Source organism: Neobacillus sp. PS2-9 (genome assembly GCF_030915525.1).
In the GTDB taxonomy this organism is placed as follows: domain Bacteria; phylum Bacillota; class Bacilli; order Bacillales; family Cytobacillaceae; genus Neobacillus.
On record NZ_CP133269.1, the window covers coordinates 3,437,491 to 3,452,911 of the forward strand.

Genomic DNA, 15,421 nt, shown 5'->3' on the forward strand with positions numbered 1-15,421 from the left:
GTTTTACTAGTTTAATTTTTCTGTAACCCTTTATATAGTTTCATATAAGATCGATACATCGCGATACGCCAAGGAACAATCATACTGAAGGCGAGCAGGAAGAACATTCCGCTTAGCTGACCAAAATCAATCGTGCTGCTTAAGATCGATTTAGCTACGAGGCGGACGACTAACAAGCCGACTAAGATAAAAACAAATGCCTTGGACCGTTTTAAATAAATATCGTTTTCACGCACCTCAAATTTCGAGGTCTTGATTAGTAAGATAGAAAAGAGCATCCCGAGGATTACGGCCTCTAAAATCTCCATTGGAGTTAAGCGAAACTCTGGCGCTACGTACATCAAGGCCCCACTGGACATGAAAACAGGCGGTAGAATAATCTTTTTTACATTTGCAGGTTTTTTTGCGGCTTTCATACGAACGAACAATACGAAAAAGCCCATAAAGACTGCACCGATTGAAGAAACAACAACGTAGTTCATTGGGTTCAATCTTCCTTTATCTAATTATTTACTTACCCATTATAGCTTAAATGATCACGAATGAAAAAATATTTTCACTGTATCGGCATCCATTTTTGAACTACATCAGTTAAATTTTACTAATCTTAGAATCCACTAAAGCCGCCAAACATGCTTTGGAAGACGATAATGATTTTTGTCATCCAGTCAAAGAAAAGGATTACACCCATGGCAATCATAATGTAACCACCGATTTTCACAATCTTGCCGCTGTTTTTGCGAATCCATTGCATCCTTCCAACAAAGAAAGATAAAATCAAAAATGGGATGGCAAACCCTAGGGAATAAGCTGTCATATACAAAACACCTGATCCAGGATTCGATCCCGCAAGAAGAATCACAGACGATAGAATTGGACCAGTACATGGCGTCCATCCAGCAGCAAAAGCCATACCAATTAAAATGGAACCAATAAATCCAGAAGGTCGATTTTTAAACTCTAACTTCCGGTCTTTCATCAAAAATTCCGGTTTAAACACACCAACAATCATTAGTCCAAATAAGACAATAAAAATTCCGCCAAGCTGACGAATTAAATCTTTGTATTCATAGAAAAATCGGCCGATAAAAGAAGTCCCGAAACCAATCGCTATGAAAATAGCTGAAAACCCTAAAAGGAAAAATATAGTATGTAGAAGACTTCGCTTTTGAAGCATAGCATTTTCAGTTTTTAATTCTCCAACAGACATGCCCGTGATATAAGACAAAAATGCAGGATAAAGTGGTAAACAGCATGGTGAGATAAAACTCAAAAATCCGGCCCCTAGGGCTATAAACACATTTACATCAGACATATTAACACTCCCACTATAGTCGATACTTCTTCATTCTAACAAATCTCTTCACCAAAAGATAATGATTAAACATGAATATTTTGTGTCTCTAATTCCCCACTTCAAAATCTATTTACTTTTTCCAACTAGCGCCTAAAATGTTGGATATTTATTTACAAATCTCTTTGAAGTAATTTACATTATAGGTTATACTAGTAAAACAATGTCATTTTTAGTAGACTTGTATTCAACTACCACCAAAAACTAGGAGTTACTCCGGAAAGGAAATCGGCCGTGATTAAACAAGAATTAATTACCTTAATTGAAAAAAAACGTGCTGAATTAATTCAAGTCGCGATAACGAACGGTTTGTCTTCCTCCGTAGCAATTCGCTATAGTCAGGAACTTGATCATCTTTTAAATGAATATAATAGAGTATATATAAAAAAAGTTCCATCATCGGCTTGCTAGAGACAAGCTCCAACAAAAGAATAGCTCCACTTACAAGAAAAAGCCTGGCAGTCACTAAAATGTACCCGATAGAGTAGACACTTAAAAAAGTCCTCTATCGGGTACTTTTTTGTATACTTAAGAAAAATGGGATTGGGGAATGCAGATGAGTAAGAGATTATTTACAGAGAAAGAGGTTAAGATTCTTTCTAATAACCCTTATGTTAAATCAGTTAGATCAAAGGGAATAACCTATACAGATGAGTTTAAGCATCTTTTCATTGAAGAAAATGCAGGTGGAAAGCTACCTAGAGAGATATTTGAACAATGTGGATTCGATATTGATGTTTTAGGAATGGATCGTGTTAGAGCTGCTGGTAAGAGATGGCGCGCCTCCTATAGAGAAAACGGAGTAGCCGGTCTACGCGATACCAGAGGTGAAAATTCAGGGAGACTTGGTGAAAGGGAGCTAACACTAGAAGAGAAATTTGCGAGATTAGAAGCTCAAAATAATTTATTAAAGGCAGAAAATGAACTATTAAAAAAGATACGATTTGCAGAAAGGGGGCTGAAAAGGAACCTATAACCTTACCCACTGATCAAAAGTTTATCCTTATCCGTTCAGTTATACAGAAATATAAGTTGAAGAATATGGTGAGCTATTTATGTAACGTGGCTGGTGTTTCACGGTCTGGTTATTATAATTATTTCTCTGAACGGTCACAAAAAATAAGAAAAGAAAAAGAAGCGGAAGATGAGAAAGTGAAGGAGATCATCCTAAAAGCCTTTCATTTTAAACGCCGTAAGAAAGGGGCACGTCAAATTAAAATGACTTTGGCGGGTCAATTTAATGTTAAATACAATTTAAAACGGATTAGAAGAATCATGAAGAAATACGGTATTATTTGCCCTATTAGAAAGGCAAATCCCTATAGACGGATGATGAAAGCCACACAAGAACATAGAGTCGTACCAAACCTTTTAAATCGGGAATTTAAACAGGAAATCCCTTATAAAGTTCTTCTAACAGATATCACTTACTTATTTTACGGTGAAGGTCGGAAAGCTTATTTATCAGCCATAAAAGATGGTTCCACAGGTGAACTATTAGCCTATAATATTTCAGAACGTATGACCATTGATTTAGCCACAGACACTCTTAAAAAACTAAAGAAGAATAAACACTTTAAAAAAGCGAAAGATGCATTGATCCATTCAGACCAAGGAGTACATTATACGCATCCGGATTTTCAAAAAGCTGTAAAAAAACTTAAACTACGCCAATCTATGTCAAGAAGAGGTAATTGTTGGGATAACGCACCTCAAGAATCTTTCTTTGGCCACTTAAAAGACGAAGCTTATATAAAAGAATGTACAACCCTAGAGGAGCTAAAAAGAGAAATTAAGCAATATATGACGTATTACAACCACTATAGATATCAATGGAATTTAAAAAAGATGACCCCTGTTCAATACAGAGACCATCTTCTTAAATCTGCCTAGGCTTTTTTTAAAAATGTCCTTTACAACGGGTACACATTACACTCGCCAGGCTTTTCTATTAATTTACGACATCCTCTAGACGCTCTACTCCCCCATTTTGCAGTAGGAACATCTTGTGATATAAACCACCCAAAGCTAATAGCTCTTGATGGGTACCACGTTCCACGATTTCCCCCTGATGAAGAACTAGGATTAAATCGGCATCCTGAATGGTTGAAAGACGGTGGGCAATGGCGATAGTGGTACGACCTTTTCGCATCTTCGCCAAAGCTGTTTGTATGGCTTCTTCTGTTTCCGTATCAATATTAGCTGTTGCTTCATCTAGAACCAATATCTTCGGATTGGCGGCAATGGTCCTGGCAAATGCAATTAACTGCCGTTGCCCGCTTGAAAAAGTAGACCCTCTTTCTACCACTTTATGGCTATATCCATCATCCAGCTTTTCGATAAAGGTATGAGCCTGAACAAACCTTGCCGCTTCTTCGACTTGTTCCTCCGTCATCCCTTCATTATGAAGTCGAATATTATCCTTTACCGTCCCATAAAACAAAAACGGATCCTGTAATACAAGTCCCATCTTCTCCCTTAACTCAGGTTTGGTAAACTCACGAATCGAGGCTCCATCAATCAAAATTTCACCACGTTCAAATTCATAGAATCGCATCATTAGATTAATAATAGAACTCTTTCCGCTTCCTGTATGCCCAACAAGAGCAACCGTTTCACCTGGATTTGCTGTAAAAGTAATATCCTTTAAGACATCCCTTTTTCCATCATAGGAAAAGCTTAGATTCTTAAACTCTATCTTTCCTTCTTCAATCGATAGGGTCTTCTCTTCCTTCTGGGCAGGAGCTAAATCTTCTTCATCTAATAATTTAAACACTCGTGAACCAGCCACAATCGCTTGTTGATACAAGGAGAGCCTCATCATCATTTGATTTACCGGTTCAAAGAAACGGTCCAAATAATTAATAAACGCGTAGATGACCCCAATTTCCACACTATGTTGAAAGGAAGTAAATCCGAAATAGCTTAACACAAGGATTAAGGCAAATGTATAAATCAAATCAATTGCTGGTCGTAATAGCAATCCATCAATCTTAATATTTTTCATCCCTGCATTGTAATGCTTCTCGTTAATTTCACCGAACTCGTTACGAAGACGTTTTTCCTGACGAAATACCTGGATAATCGACATCCCCTGCAAAGATTCGCTTAACTTGGCATTCAATTGGCTGAGTCGTTCACGCATATCAAGATAGAAACGAGAGCTTAATTTCCTGTATAAGTTCATGACAAATAGTAATATTGGAATAATAATGACACACATTAAGGCAAGTTTTACATTTAAGATAAACATGGCAATAAATATTCCTGTAAGCAAAAATCCACTCTGGATAAAGGTCGCTAGAACAGTAACAAACATATCCTTAATCGCTTCCGTATCATTCGTCACCCGCGATACAATGCTCCCTGCAGGCGTTCTATCAAAGTATCTTAACCCAAGTGATTGCACCTTCGAAAACACATCAATGCGAAGCTGCTGGATAATATATAAAGCGATCTCTTGGAATTTTACAAATTGGAAAAATAATAAAATCGCTTTAACCACTTGAATGCCCATGTACACTGAACCAAGAACCAGTAATGGTTGATACACTAGCCTCCCTGGTGTCAAATAATCATCGATAAAAATCTTCACTAAAATAGGAAGAACAATATCTCCAATGGTGGTTAATAGTAATAAAACAAAAGCAAGACCGATTATTTTTTTATGTGGCCTGGTGTAGGATAGAAGGCGAAATAAGATTTTCCTTTGTTCACGTTCTGACAATTGTATTTTCTCATCCATTTTAGTGCCCTCCATGCTCAACCAGCTCTTCTAGTTGCTGGCGTAAATACATTTCCTTGTACCAACCGTCACTATGCATCAGTTCATCATGAGTACCTTTTTCAATGATGCTTCCCTCATCCATGACAATAATAAGATTGGCATGTTGAATAGCACTTAAGCGGTGTGAAGTAATAATGGTTGTCTTCCCCTCACGATTCTCTCTTAACGATGTGAGAATCGCTTCCTCTGTTTTTGCATCGACAGCTGAAAGTGAATCGTCAAGCACTAAAACCTCTGGGTTCATTAATAGGGCACGCGCAATCGAAATCCTTTGTTTTTGTCCTCCTGATAAAGACACACCGCGTTCCCCTACAATCGTTTGATACCCTTCCGTAAATTGGAGAATATCTTCATGGATATTCGCTAATTTTGCCGCCCTCATGACTTCATTCTCTGTCGCCGATGGGTTCGTAAAAGCTATATTTTCTGCAACTGTTGCTGAGAATAAGAAATGATCCTGCGGGACATATCCAATAGCTTCGCGTAAGCTCTCCAGTTTATACTTTGATAACTTTTCTCCACCAAACAGTATATCTCCCTTGTAGCCTTCAAACTCTCTAATCAGCAGCTTTAACAATGTCGTTTTACCTGATCCTGTTTTCCCAACGATTCCGAGCGTTTCTCCTGCAGCTAGGGAAATGAAAACATCTTTCAAAATAGGTCTCAATTCCCCTGGATACGTAAATTCATCAATTTTATATTGAATATCTCCGTATGACACTACATCCACTGCTGCTTCCGAATCTGTTATCTCTATCTTTTCATTCAGTAATGCTGCCACACGGTCATAGGAAGCACGGCCTCGTTCCACGATGTTAAACAACCAGCCAAACGCAAGCATGGGCCATACCAATAGTCCCAGGTATGTAGTAAAAGAAATTAATTCTCCAATCGTTAACTCTCCATTTAGAACATACTTCGCCCCAAAGGCAATCGAGAGGAAGAAGGAAATACCGACAATAATGCTAATAGTAGGGTCATAGAGTGAATCAATCTTGGCCACAACAATATTCTTTTGCACTACATCTTCTGATTGCTTGCGAAAATCCTCAATATCTTCCTTTTCCTGGCCAAACGTCTTAATAACTTTGATCCCAGTGATGCTTTCCTGTGTTTTATCGTTTAAGGAAGAGAAAGCTTCTTGAGCTTTATAAAAACTTTTATGTAACATCGAACCAAACCAGCTAGTTAACATCACCATGAAGGGCATGGGAAGTAAACAGATTAAGGTTAATTTCCAGCTGATTGTAAAGGCCATGGCAATAATAACAAAGCCTCCAGTTGAAAGGGAATCGACCAAAGTCAGCACCCCCGCTCCTGCCGTTTGCTGGATAGCTGAAAGATCATTCGTTGCATGCGCCATAAGATCACCAATGCGGTTTTTTTGATAAAAAGACGGAGACATTCTGGTAAAATGCTGATACAAACGATTTCTTAAGATTTTACTTAGTTTGACCGCTGAACCGAAAATTCTAATTCTCCAGTAATAACGTAAGACATACATCGAGACCCCTACCGCGACAAGGACCAGCACCCACTGAACAAGGATCCCTTTTGTCATTGTCCCCTCATTGATATGATCAGCTACAATTCCAATAATTTTTGGCGGCACTAATTGCAGTACTGCGACAAGCATTAATAAGATAATTCCTGAGATGTACGATTTCTTCTCTTGTCTAAAAAACCAGCCTAAATTTAAAAATACTTTCATTCAACCGCCCCCAAAACCCTTAAAAGTAAATCACCTTCTATAAATAAGGCTTTGTTAAAGAACATTGTTGATTTTTATACACTGTTGATTGGAGCGGAAGGCGCGAAGACTCCTGTGGGAGTACGGTTCAGGGGAGACCCCGCAGGCGCAAGCGCCGAGGAGGCTCGCCGAAACGCCCACGGAAAGCGAAGCGCCTGGAGCAGTAATCAACAGACAAGTTTAACAGAGCCATAAATAGAAAGTGATATTACGGGAAACGAAGTTTATTCCCGAGGTTTCTATTTTATCAAATATTTATAAAATAATAAACATTTTGTAAATTTGTATTTACCGTAAAAAAAGCAATCCCAAAAGGAATTGCTAAAATAAGAATTATTCTTTTACCCATTTTCTTAACTTTAGATAACTGGTAAATCTGTTGTTGGCATTACATTTTGGACATCGAACGATTACTTCGAGATCAACGATTTGTTGTGTTTCCTTATTAAGGACATTATTTACCACCTTCTTGTTTAAAGGTAATACTTGATCAGTTAATTCACAAAAAGGATACTGTTTTTTTAATTCCTCTAAATCGTTATCTCCTCTTACAATCGCTACATATTGAATATCATTTTCACAAAATAAGCATTCATTTTTCCCAACAACCACGTTATCTAAACCTTCAATGACTTTCTGACTCAAAGCTGCTCCACCTCCACTACCTAACTAAATAGTTAGACATGATTGTAGGTGGTTCCTGCTAATTTTTTAAACATTTAGTGAACCTTTTATTTCATTAAAACAAAGTATGGGGCGATTAAGATAAATAAGGCAAATGCCATGATGACAATTGCACCGCTTTTATTTTTATCTTTCCATAAAGAAATGGAGAAAGCTACGCTATAACTTACCATTAGGATAATTATGAACCATAATGCGATCTTCATATTAATCCCTCAACTCTTCTAAATTTGGCACCTTTTCCTGCTTACCAAATTCACCTAATGTAATATCTGCCTTAATATCTACTCTAGCATCAGGGTATACCTTCATCCAATTATACTTCTTATATTCTGGGATTGTTTTAAACTGTTTCCTTACCTCAGCAGACCACGTAAATGGTTCTCCTTTAAACTCGGTTTGAGTTTTATTAACAAAAGCTTCTATTTTTTTTGAAATCACATTTTCTAAGTGTTTTTTTAAGATATTTTTCTTATCCTCATGTGCTCCATAGTTAACCATACTAGGGTCAGATAAAATCTCAATGGTTAGTGGTAAAGTAACATTGATTTTTGGAGGACCATGTTTAATATCAATGTTAATTTCGTTATTTTGTTTCTTGATGACTCGGGCCGCTACTCTTAGTTGTTTATTAAATGGGTCAGGATACGTTGTCAATACGTCGTTTAACTCAGCTGTATCATCTAAAAGAACGGATATTCTTGTTTCTTGCCCCGTAATTTTACCAATCATCTTTCCTTCTTTAAATACAGCCGCTCCAATGAATTGTGTTTGATTGGAAGTTCCTTCGGTATCTATTTGTCCTGCAAGATACTCGTCTTCATTCCCTCGCTTTCCTCCTTTTTCTAATTTTGTGGTTGCATACATGGCTAGAAATAAATCATCATCACTTTCTGTTACCCTAAAAAATCGATGGAGATCTGAATCCGGAATCAGTCCAGTTTCGATTCCTCTGGTTATCATAAATTGAAAATATTTATGTGGTCTTGTTTCTAACTTAGGCTTATTATTGGTAAAAAAGACTCTAGGATCTTCTTTCGAAACGATTAAATACGCATCCCTCTTGATTTCTCTATCTTTTGTCGCATCGTAAATATACCGAATAAAGTCCTTATCACCCGCTAATTGTTCAGAAACAACAAAGACTCGTAATAAGTCATAGGTAAGTTCCCTTGCAACAATCGCATTAGCTGTATTACGTGCTGTGATAAAATCATTCGCTGTAATCGTAATTATTTCTCGTGCAGGTTCTTTTGAACCGGAACCACTTTGCTGACTTCCCACCTCTGGGTTAGCAATTAAAAATGTGATATCAATCTTATTCGATTCGTGGTTCTTAGCCAATCCTAATCCTATAACATAAGCCCTCTCTTCTAACTCCTTTTTATCCCAGCAGCCGCAAAGTAAGAGAATCATACAGATATATATGGTCATCCTAAGCATTATTTTTTTTAGGTTCATTTTTAAAATCACCCTTCAGCTTTGCCATCCCCCAGAGAAGGAGAGGAAATACAATAAATACCGGTGAAAAAAGTTCATATAAGGGGTCTCTTAATTTAAAAATCGTAAACGATGGTGTTTCTGGGATCATCCCCAAGATTAAAAAAACACTCGCTAAAATTGGAATTAAATATTCAAACTGTTTTATTTTGAATAGATTCCCTAACAGAAGTGCGTTTAAGTATAAATAAATAGAAAATCTCATTAAGCTGGCGACCAGCCAAAACGGGAAAAAGAAGGTATCAAGACTGGTAAGAAAATCGCCAATGGAGATATAACGGATTACTTCATGGAATGGATAAGTTAACAAACTTGCAGGGCCGTAATCGAACATAAAAAGATAAAGGACAAATGCAATAGTCATTTCAACCGTTAAAAAAGTTAAGGCAAGCCACGAGCCTTTAGAGAATACTTTTTTGGATGTGAAGAAAGGAAAAATTAATCCCATAAATAAAAAATCACCGTAAAGTGAGGTTTTAAAAGCACTTTCAGTGACTACCTTTTTGATACCCGGTCCCCATAACGGAAAAATGGCGAATGTATTAGCATCTTTAAGGGTTAATAATAACGCAAGGAACAGTGTGATTTTTACGTAAGAAAGTATAATCCATGACATTGAAGTCAGATTTTGTATTCCTTTTTTAGCAGTGTAAGCACATGCAACCATTAAAGCAATGAAGATAACTATTGTTGGGGTCTTTACAAAATAAAGAGTGGCAATAATATCTACATAGCTCCTTGTATCAACTGATATGACTATGGAACCATAGACCCAAAAGATAAAGGAAAACAGAAACCCAATGTACTTACCAAATAGTAAGATATTTAAGTCATGCAGGTTTTTGGATTCATAAAGGGATAATACTTTAATAAAGAAATATAGTGGGATTGTCGTGATGATTCCTCCTATTAAAGGTCCCATCCATGCAGCACTTTTTAAGCTATCGAAGTAAAGAGCTGGAGTGCTATCAGATAGCTTGACTCCAATAATTAATAACATCGTAGCCACATATTCTCTAATTCCAACAGTGCTAGTCGAATTATTCATAATTTACGTTGTATCTCCCTTTTTTTCTAAATCCTTTGGTCTTAAAAATCCCGGTCTCCATCTTTCATTTTGTAGAATTTTTCTAAATACCGTATCTTGAGAGGCTTTATATCTTGGGGTCATGGGGGCTAAATATGGAACCCCAAAGCTCCTAATAGAAACCATATAAGATAATCCCATTACAAATATGACGACCATTCCATATATGCCTAGAATCCCAGCAGCAATAATAAAGATAAATCTTATAATACGAATGGCAAAATTAAAACTGATATCGCTGACTGCAAACGATGATAGACCACTTAATGCAACAACTATAATGACTAGAGGACTAATTACATTTGCCTCTACAGCTGCCTGGCCAAGGATTAGCGCACCCACAATTCCAATGGTTGGCCCAATTGGATTCGGTACCCTCAAACCGGCTTCACGAATTAATTCAAAAGCAATTTCCATAATTAAAATCTCAATGAAAGCTGGGAATGGTACTCTTTCCCTAGTCGACGATATGGCCAGCAACAGATCAGGCGGAATCATCTGCGCATGATAGTTAGTAATGGAAATATAAATGGCAGATGTAAATAAGGCGATAAATATGGCCATTCCCCGTAATGCTCTCGTAAAATTCCCAAATAAAAATCGCAAATAATGTTCATCTGGTGTATGAAAAAAGGCCCAAAAGGTTGCGGGTAGGACTAAACATGCTGGAGAGCTATGCATCAGTAAAACGATATATCCATCTTGAATAAATGATGCTGCCCTATCAGGTTTTTCAGTATAAAGGGTGGTTGGGAATATTGATTTTTCTCTATCCTCAATATATTGCTCTAAAATTCCAATGTTTTGAATTACATCTACTTCAAATGACTGTAAACTTTTTTTTACATTTTCTAATAATTCTTCATTTACTACATCTTCTAAATAAAGAATATATACCTCATCGTTATTTTTCTTTGAAACGGTTATTGACTCATTTATTAGACTTTACGTTCTAAACTTTTTACGAATTAATGAGATGTTATCAGCAACATTCTCAGTAAAATCCTCTTTTGGCCCTTTTAAGATGACTTCAGTCTCTGCTTTTTCAATATTTCTAGCTTTAACCTGTGCGGTTTCCATTGAAAAAGCGATCGAACAGTTATCGATAAATAAGACCGTATTCCCTTTATTAACTTCTAAAAGAACTTCTTTAAAGGTAGAAATTTTCTTAATAGATTGGTTTACAATGAGCATTTCGATTTCTTTATTTCTATCTATGTTTGTTAGTAATGGCTCAATGATTGATCTTTCTATTATTTCTGCATTAACGATCGGAGTTAGAAATACAATACATGCTTTTACTCCCGATCCTCCGATTGTTAAGTTTCTGATACTTATATCCCGATTCTTATGTAATTTATAAATTTTAGCGATTGCTTCGTTGTTATTGACAAGTTCTTTAAATATATTGCACTGTTTTAAACGTATAAGCTCATCAGAGTGGACATTTTCTTCTTTACTCTCTTGTTGTTGGGTGATTTGTTTCATTTTGTTCTTTAATTGCTTTAACAGATTAACCACTCCACTACTAGCCTTTTTGTTTTTAAGGTTCTCAAAACAAACTAGTTTCATTCCCTTTTTTAGAAAATGGCTCTATTAAAATTGCCTGTTGATTTCCGCTCCAGGCTCTTCGCTTTCCGTGGGCGTTTCGGCGAGCCTCCTCGGCGCTTACGCCTGCGGGGTCTCCCCTGAACCGTACTCCCACAGGAGTCTTCGAGCCTTCCGCTCCAATCAACAGGTATAAAAAATCAACTCTGTTCTTTAAACACAGCCTACGAAATAAAAAAAAGAAACGACCTGTAGGTCGTTTCTCTTAATTATTTTGGTCAATGTATATGATAGATGTGCTTGTCCAATTATTTAGATTGTTGCTTGTTCATAGCTGACATCATTTGGTTGATCTTCTTTTGTGAAGGCTTCATACCCATTTGCATCATCATCATTTTTAACATTTGCTCATTAATTGGCGGATTTTTCTTTAAATAGCTCATCATATATTTCCGAGCAATGAAAAATCCTAGTGCTACACCAGCTACTAATGCTAGTATACCTACTAGAATGTACATACCCATTAAACTTCCTCCTTCATGTTGTCTATCATACAGTGTACTAAATAAAACGAGATAAGACAATATCTCGTTTCAATTAGATAAATTTTCTTTCTTTAATTGGCTTTAACCAGCCATATCGTTGATGTTCAAGGTCAATAGCTAAGAAGGATGATTCACATTTTCTAAGCACTTCAAAAAAAGCTGTTTCCGCTTCATAGCTTCCTTGTGCTTCAACAGTAATCAAGTCCTGAAAGACTTCAACCTTTGCCGTACTTAGTTTTCCGCTCAATTCAATGGTGTATGCACCATGGTCAGCCTTAAACCCCTTAATTTTTCCAAGTTGCTTCTGAATTAACTGGTGAATTTTTAAGACTTCTACTCTTTTTGTGATATATGAAATTTGTTTTTTAGTTATAAATTTTAGCTCGCCAACTGCATGTTGATGTTCCTGAAAAAGCTGAAAAAATAGTCGCTCTCTTCCGAAGTAATGGGCCGCAAATTCATCTTCTATTAAATATAGCTGATATTTTCTCACTACGGTTCTCTCCTTCGTTGATTCCCCTTTTTTCTATTATAAAAAAACACAAACGAATCATTTGTCTTACTGCGGCAAAAACTTCCACTACTTTTGTCGATTAACAGATTTCTTAACAAATCTACTATGAATTCGATAGAAAATATGAACTTTCCTTCAGAAAAGGATATTTTTCGAAAAATTGTCACAAAAAAAGGAACAGCTAAAAGCTGTCCCTAACATTTGTTGTTTATTTTTGTAACAATGCCTTCACACGGGCAACAACATTGCTTACTGTAAAGCCGTATTCTTCCATAATCTTTTCACCTGGTGCAGAAGCTCCGAACATATCGATTGCCAGTACATCGCCTTCGTCACCAGTATATTTGTGCCATCCAAAAGATGAACCTACTTCTATACCAAGACGTTTTTTCACGTTCTTTGGAAGAACGGAATCTTTGTATTCCTGAGATTGCTGTTCAAAACGATCCCAAGAAGGCATGCTTACTACAGAAACATGAATTCCATCACCAGCTAAAGCCTTTTGAGCTTCAACAGCAAGGCTTACTTCAGAACCAGTTGCCAATAATAAAGCATCTGGCGTTTCTCTTTCAGATGGAGAAACTACATAGGCACCTTTAGAAACTCCATCGTATGCATTTGTATCTGTACCTTTTAATGTAGGCAGATCTTGACGAGTTAGAACAAGTGCAGTTGGCTTATTTGTGGATTCAACAGCTAACTTCCATGCTGCAGCTGTTTCGTTTCCATCTGCTGGACGAATGATGGATAATCCTGGCATAGCACGTAATGCTGCAAGCTGTTCAACTGGTTCGTGTGTTGGTCCATCTTCACCAACCGCAATACTGTCATGAGTAAATACATAGGTTACAGGTAGACCCATTAATGCAGCTAAACGAATAGCTGGACGTAAGTAATCAGAGAAAACGAAGAATGTTCCACCAAATACTTTTACGCCACCATGAAGAGTTATACCGTTCATTGCAGCACCCATTGCAAATTCACGGACACCGAACCAGAAATTACGGCCCTCATAGGAACCTGGCATATAATCTTTTGATCCTTTAATCATCGTTTTGTTAGATCCTGCAAGGTCTGCGGAACCACCAATGAAGATAGGAAGGTTTTTCGCAATCGCATTTAACACCTCTCCAGAAGATGCACGGCTTGCTAAGCTCTTTCCTTCACTGTAAACAGGGATATCCTTGTCCCAACCAGCAGGTAATTCATTGTTTAATGCCTGCTCCAATTGAGCAGCTAGTTCAGGATATTCTGTCTTATATTTTGCAAAAAGATCGTTCCATTCTTTTTCCTTTTTCTCGCCAGTTTCAACGATAAGCTTTTGGAAGTTTTCATATACTTCCTGTGGAACATGGAAATCTTCTTCAAAAGTCCATTTATAAGCCTCTTTAGTAAGCTTTAACTCATTAGCACCCAGTGGTGATCCATGAACACCAGAAGTACCGGCGCGGTTTGGTGAGCCATAACCAATGACCGTTCTTACTTCAATCATCGTTGGACGGTCTAAATCATTTCTTGCTTCTTCAAGTGCTTTTGCAATTTCCTCAAGGTTATTACCATCTTCTACACGAAGATATTGCCATCCGTATGAAAGGAAACGGTCCTTAACACTCTCAGAGAATGATTTATCTAAGTCACCATCAAGGGAAATATCATTAGAATCATAAAGAACAACCAATCGACCTAACTTTAAGTGACCAGCAAGAGAGGCAGCCTCAGCTGATACACCTTCCATTAAATCCCCATCACCGCAAATACTATATGTAAAGTGGTTGACTAATTCATAATTTTCTTTATTATAAACACCTGCTACATGGCGCTCCGCCATTGCCATACCCACTGCCATAGCAATTCCCTGACCAAGTGGACCTGTTGTTGCTTCTACACCTTCAGTATGACCATATTCTGGATGTCCAGGTGTCTTACTACCCCACTGACGGAATTGTTTTAGATCATCCATTGATAAACTGTAACCGGATAAATGAAGCATGCTGTATAACAATGCTGAACCATGACCTGCAGATAAAACAAATCGGTCACGGTTAAACCATTTAGGGTTTTTTGGGTTATGATTCATGAATCGTGTCCATAATGTATAAGTCATTGGAGCCGCACCCATCGGCATACCAGGATGGCCAGAGTTTGCTTTCTCGATAGCGTCAATGGAAAGCGTTCGGATTGAAGTAACAGATAAATCATCAATAGTGTTAAACATGAATTACATCCTTTCTTAATCACTAGGATACTAAATACATCATTAATATTATATTGCCGATGTTTTTAATTCAACAAAAAGCATTTAAATAAGAGCCAAAAGGCATTTTGTTTCTTATTTTGACACATTAATTGTTTGTATATGTAAAAAGGGAATACAAAATGTATCCCGATTTATTAATGAAGTGTATTTTTCTTTCTAACCTTAATTTTCTCAGGTGTTACATCATTACCTTCCGGGTCGATGAACTTTGTATTTGTTAACGTATCAAGCATACTAGAACGGAAAGTTGCTAAATACTCGCTTCGTAGTTTAGATTGCTCTTTTGCTTCTAGTTCCGTTAATCCTGTCGATTTCGATTTTCTGGCCAACTCATTAATCCTAGCCATTTTTTCTTTTGATAGCATTAAGAACCTTCCTTTCAATTAGTCGTCTGA

The 15,421-nt window shown here is 37.0% G+C and carries 14 protein-coding genes and 1 pseudogene; 2 read left to right on the plus strand and 13 right to left on the minus strand.

Going from position 1 to position 15,421, the window contains the following annotated elements; all coding sequences use genetic code 11:
• Positions 1–11: 11 nt before the first annotated feature.
• Complete coding sequence (locus RCG25_RS17315; RefSeq protein WP_308080068.1) at positions 12–482, minus strand: CcdC family protein; 471 nt, start codon at positions 480–482, stop codon at positions 12–14.
• Positions 483–607: 125 nt separating this feature from the next.
• Entirely contained in the window at positions 608–1,315 is a 708-nt protein-coding gene (locus RCG25_RS17320; protein ID WP_308080069.1) for a cytochrome c biogenesis CcdA family protein, read from the minus strand.
• A 273-nt stretch (positions 1,316–1,588) separates the two neighbouring features.
• Here RCG25_RS17320 and RCG25_RS17325 point away from each other — a divergent pair, with 273 nt between their 5' ends.
• On the plus strand, positions 1,589–1,765 hold the full coding sequence (locus RCG25_RS17325; RefSeq protein ID WP_308080070.1) for a Spo0E family sporulation regulatory protein-aspartic acid phosphatase: 177 nt from the start codon (positions 1,589–1,591) through the stop codon (positions 1,763–1,765).
• A 145-nt stretch (positions 1,766–1,910) separates the two neighbouring features.
• Positions 1,911–3,247 (plus strand): IS3 family transposase gene (locus tag RCG25_RS17330; RefSeq protein ID WP_308080071.1). Its coding sequence is split into 2 segments (ribosomal slippage): positions 1,911–2,298 and positions 2,298–3,247, totalling 1,338 coding nucleotides; the frame shifts between segments, so codons are not numbered across the junction.
• A gap of 58 nt (positions 3,248–3,305) precedes the next feature.
• Here the strand turns inward: RCG25_RS17330 and RCG25_RS17335 are convergent.
• The 11 genes and pseudogenes from RCG25_RS17335 to RCG25_RS17385 all read right to left on the minus strand — a co-directional run bounded on the left by RCG25_RS17335 (position 3,306) and on the right by RCG25_RS17385 (position 15,391).
• Positions 3,306–5,099, minus strand: coding sequence for an ABC transporter ATP-binding protein (locus RCG25_RS17335; RefSeq protein WP_308080072.1), 1,794 nt, complete (start codon positions 5,097–5,099; stop codon positions 3,306–3,308).
• A 1-nt stretch (position 5,100) separates the two neighbouring features.
• Positions 5,101–6,852, minus strand: a complete 1,752-nt coding sequence (locus RCG25_RS17340; protein WP_308080073.1) for an ABC transporter transmembrane domain-containing protein — start codon at positions 6,850–6,852, stop codon at positions 5,101–5,103.
• Between the two features lie 372 nt (positions 6,853–7,224).
• Positions 7,225–7,536: a hypothetical protein gene (locus tag RCG25_RS17345; protein ID WP_308080074.1), complete on the minus strand. Its 312-nt coding sequence runs from the start codon at positions 7,534–7,536 to the stop codon at positions 7,225–7,227.
• Positions 7,537–7,622: 86 nt separating this feature from the next.
• A complete protein-coding gene (locus RCG25_RS17350; protein WP_308080075.1) occupies positions 7,623–7,781 on the minus strand; it encodes a hypothetical protein in 159 nt (52 codons plus the stop codon).
• Between the two features lies 1 nt (position 7,782).
• On the minus strand, positions 7,783–9,036 hold the full coding sequence (locus tag RCG25_RS17355) for a Ger(x)C family spore germination protein (protein WP_308080076.1): 1,254 nt from the start codon (positions 9,034–9,036) through the stop codon (positions 7,783–7,785).
• A complete protein-coding gene (locus RCG25_RS17360; protein ID WP_308080077.1) occupies positions 9,011–10,123 on the minus strand; it encodes a GerAB/ArcD/ProY family transporter in 1,113 nt (370 codons plus the stop codon). The genes RCG25_RS17355 and RCG25_RS17360 overlap by 26 nt, the downstream gene beginning before the upstream one ends.
• A 3-nt stretch (positions 10,124–10,126) precedes the next feature.
• Positions 10,127–11,734: pseudogene (locus RCG25_RS17365) on the minus strand (spore germination protein).
• A 284-nt stretch (positions 11,735–12,018) separates the two neighbouring features.
• Positions 12,019–12,234 carry a YneF family protein gene (locus RCG25_RS17370; RefSeq protein WP_307288731.1) on the minus strand — a complete coding sequence of 72 codons (216 nt, stop codon included), beginning with the start codon at positions 12,232–12,234 and terminating at the stop codon, positions 12,019–12,021.
• Positions 12,235–12,307: 73 nt separating this feature from the next.
• Complete coding sequence (gene sirA / locus RCG25_RS17375) at positions 12,308–12,748, minus strand: sporulation inhibitor of replication protein SirA (RefSeq protein ID WP_308080078.1); 441 nt, start codon at positions 12,746–12,748, stop codon at positions 12,308–12,310.
• Positions 12,749–12,977: 229 nt separating this feature from the next.
• The gene (gene tkt / locus RCG25_RS17380; RefSeq protein ID WP_308080079.1) at positions 12,978–14,984 is read right to left on the minus strand and encodes a transketolase; all 2,007 of its coding nucleotides are present in this window, start codon (positions 14,982–14,984) and stop codon (positions 12,978–12,980) included.
• 176 nt (positions 14,985–15,160) lie between these two features.
• Positions 15,161–15,391, minus strand: a complete 231-nt coding sequence (locus RCG25_RS17385; RefSeq protein WP_308080080.1) for a DUF896 domain-containing protein — start codon at positions 15,389–15,391, stop codon at positions 15,161–15,163.
• Positions 15,392–15,421 lie beyond the last annotated feature (30 nt).

Excerpts from the sequence above, each read along its gene's own strand:
- RCG25_RS17315 (WP_308080068.1), bottom strand. The coding sequence starts at position 482 with ATGAACTACGTTGTTGTTTCTTCAATCGGTGCAGTCTTTATGGGCTTT.
- RCG25_RS17320 (WP_308080069.1), bottom strand. The coding sequence starts at position 1,315 with ATGTCTGATGTAAATGTGTTTATAGCCCTAGGGGCCGGATTTTTGAGT.
- RCG25_RS17335 (WP_308080072.1), bottom strand. The coding sequence starts at position 5,099 with ATGGATGAGAAAATACAATTGTCAGAACGTGAACAAAGGAAAATCTTA.
- RCG25_RS17340 (WP_308080073.1), bottom strand. The coding sequence starts at position 6,852 with ATGAAAGTATTTTTAAATTTAGGCTGGTTTTTTAGACAAGAGAAGAAA.
- RCG25_RS17350 (WP_308080075.1), bottom strand. The coding sequence starts at position 7,781 with ATGAAGATCGCATTATGGTTCATAATTATCCTAATGGTAAGTTATAGC.
- RCG25_RS17355 (WP_308080076.1), bottom strand. The coding sequence starts at position 9,036 with ATGAACCTAAAAAAAATAATGCTTAGGATGACCATATATATCTGTATG.
- RCG25_RS17360 (WP_308080077.1), bottom strand. The coding sequence starts at position 10,123 with ATGAATAATTCGACTAGCACTGTTGGAATTAGAGAATATGTGGCTACG.
- RCG25_RS17370 (WP_307288731.1), bottom strand. The coding sequence starts at position 12,234 with ATGGGTATGTACATTCTAGTAGGTATACTAGCATTAGTAGCTGGTGTA.
- tkt (WP_308080079.1), bottom strand. The coding sequence starts at position 14,984 with ATGTTTAACACTATTGATGATTTATCTGTTACTTCAATCCGAACGCTT.
- RCG25_RS17385 (WP_308080080.1), bottom strand. The coding sequence starts at position 15,391 with ATGCTATCAAAAGAAAAAATGGCTAGGATTAATGAGTTGGCCAGAAAA.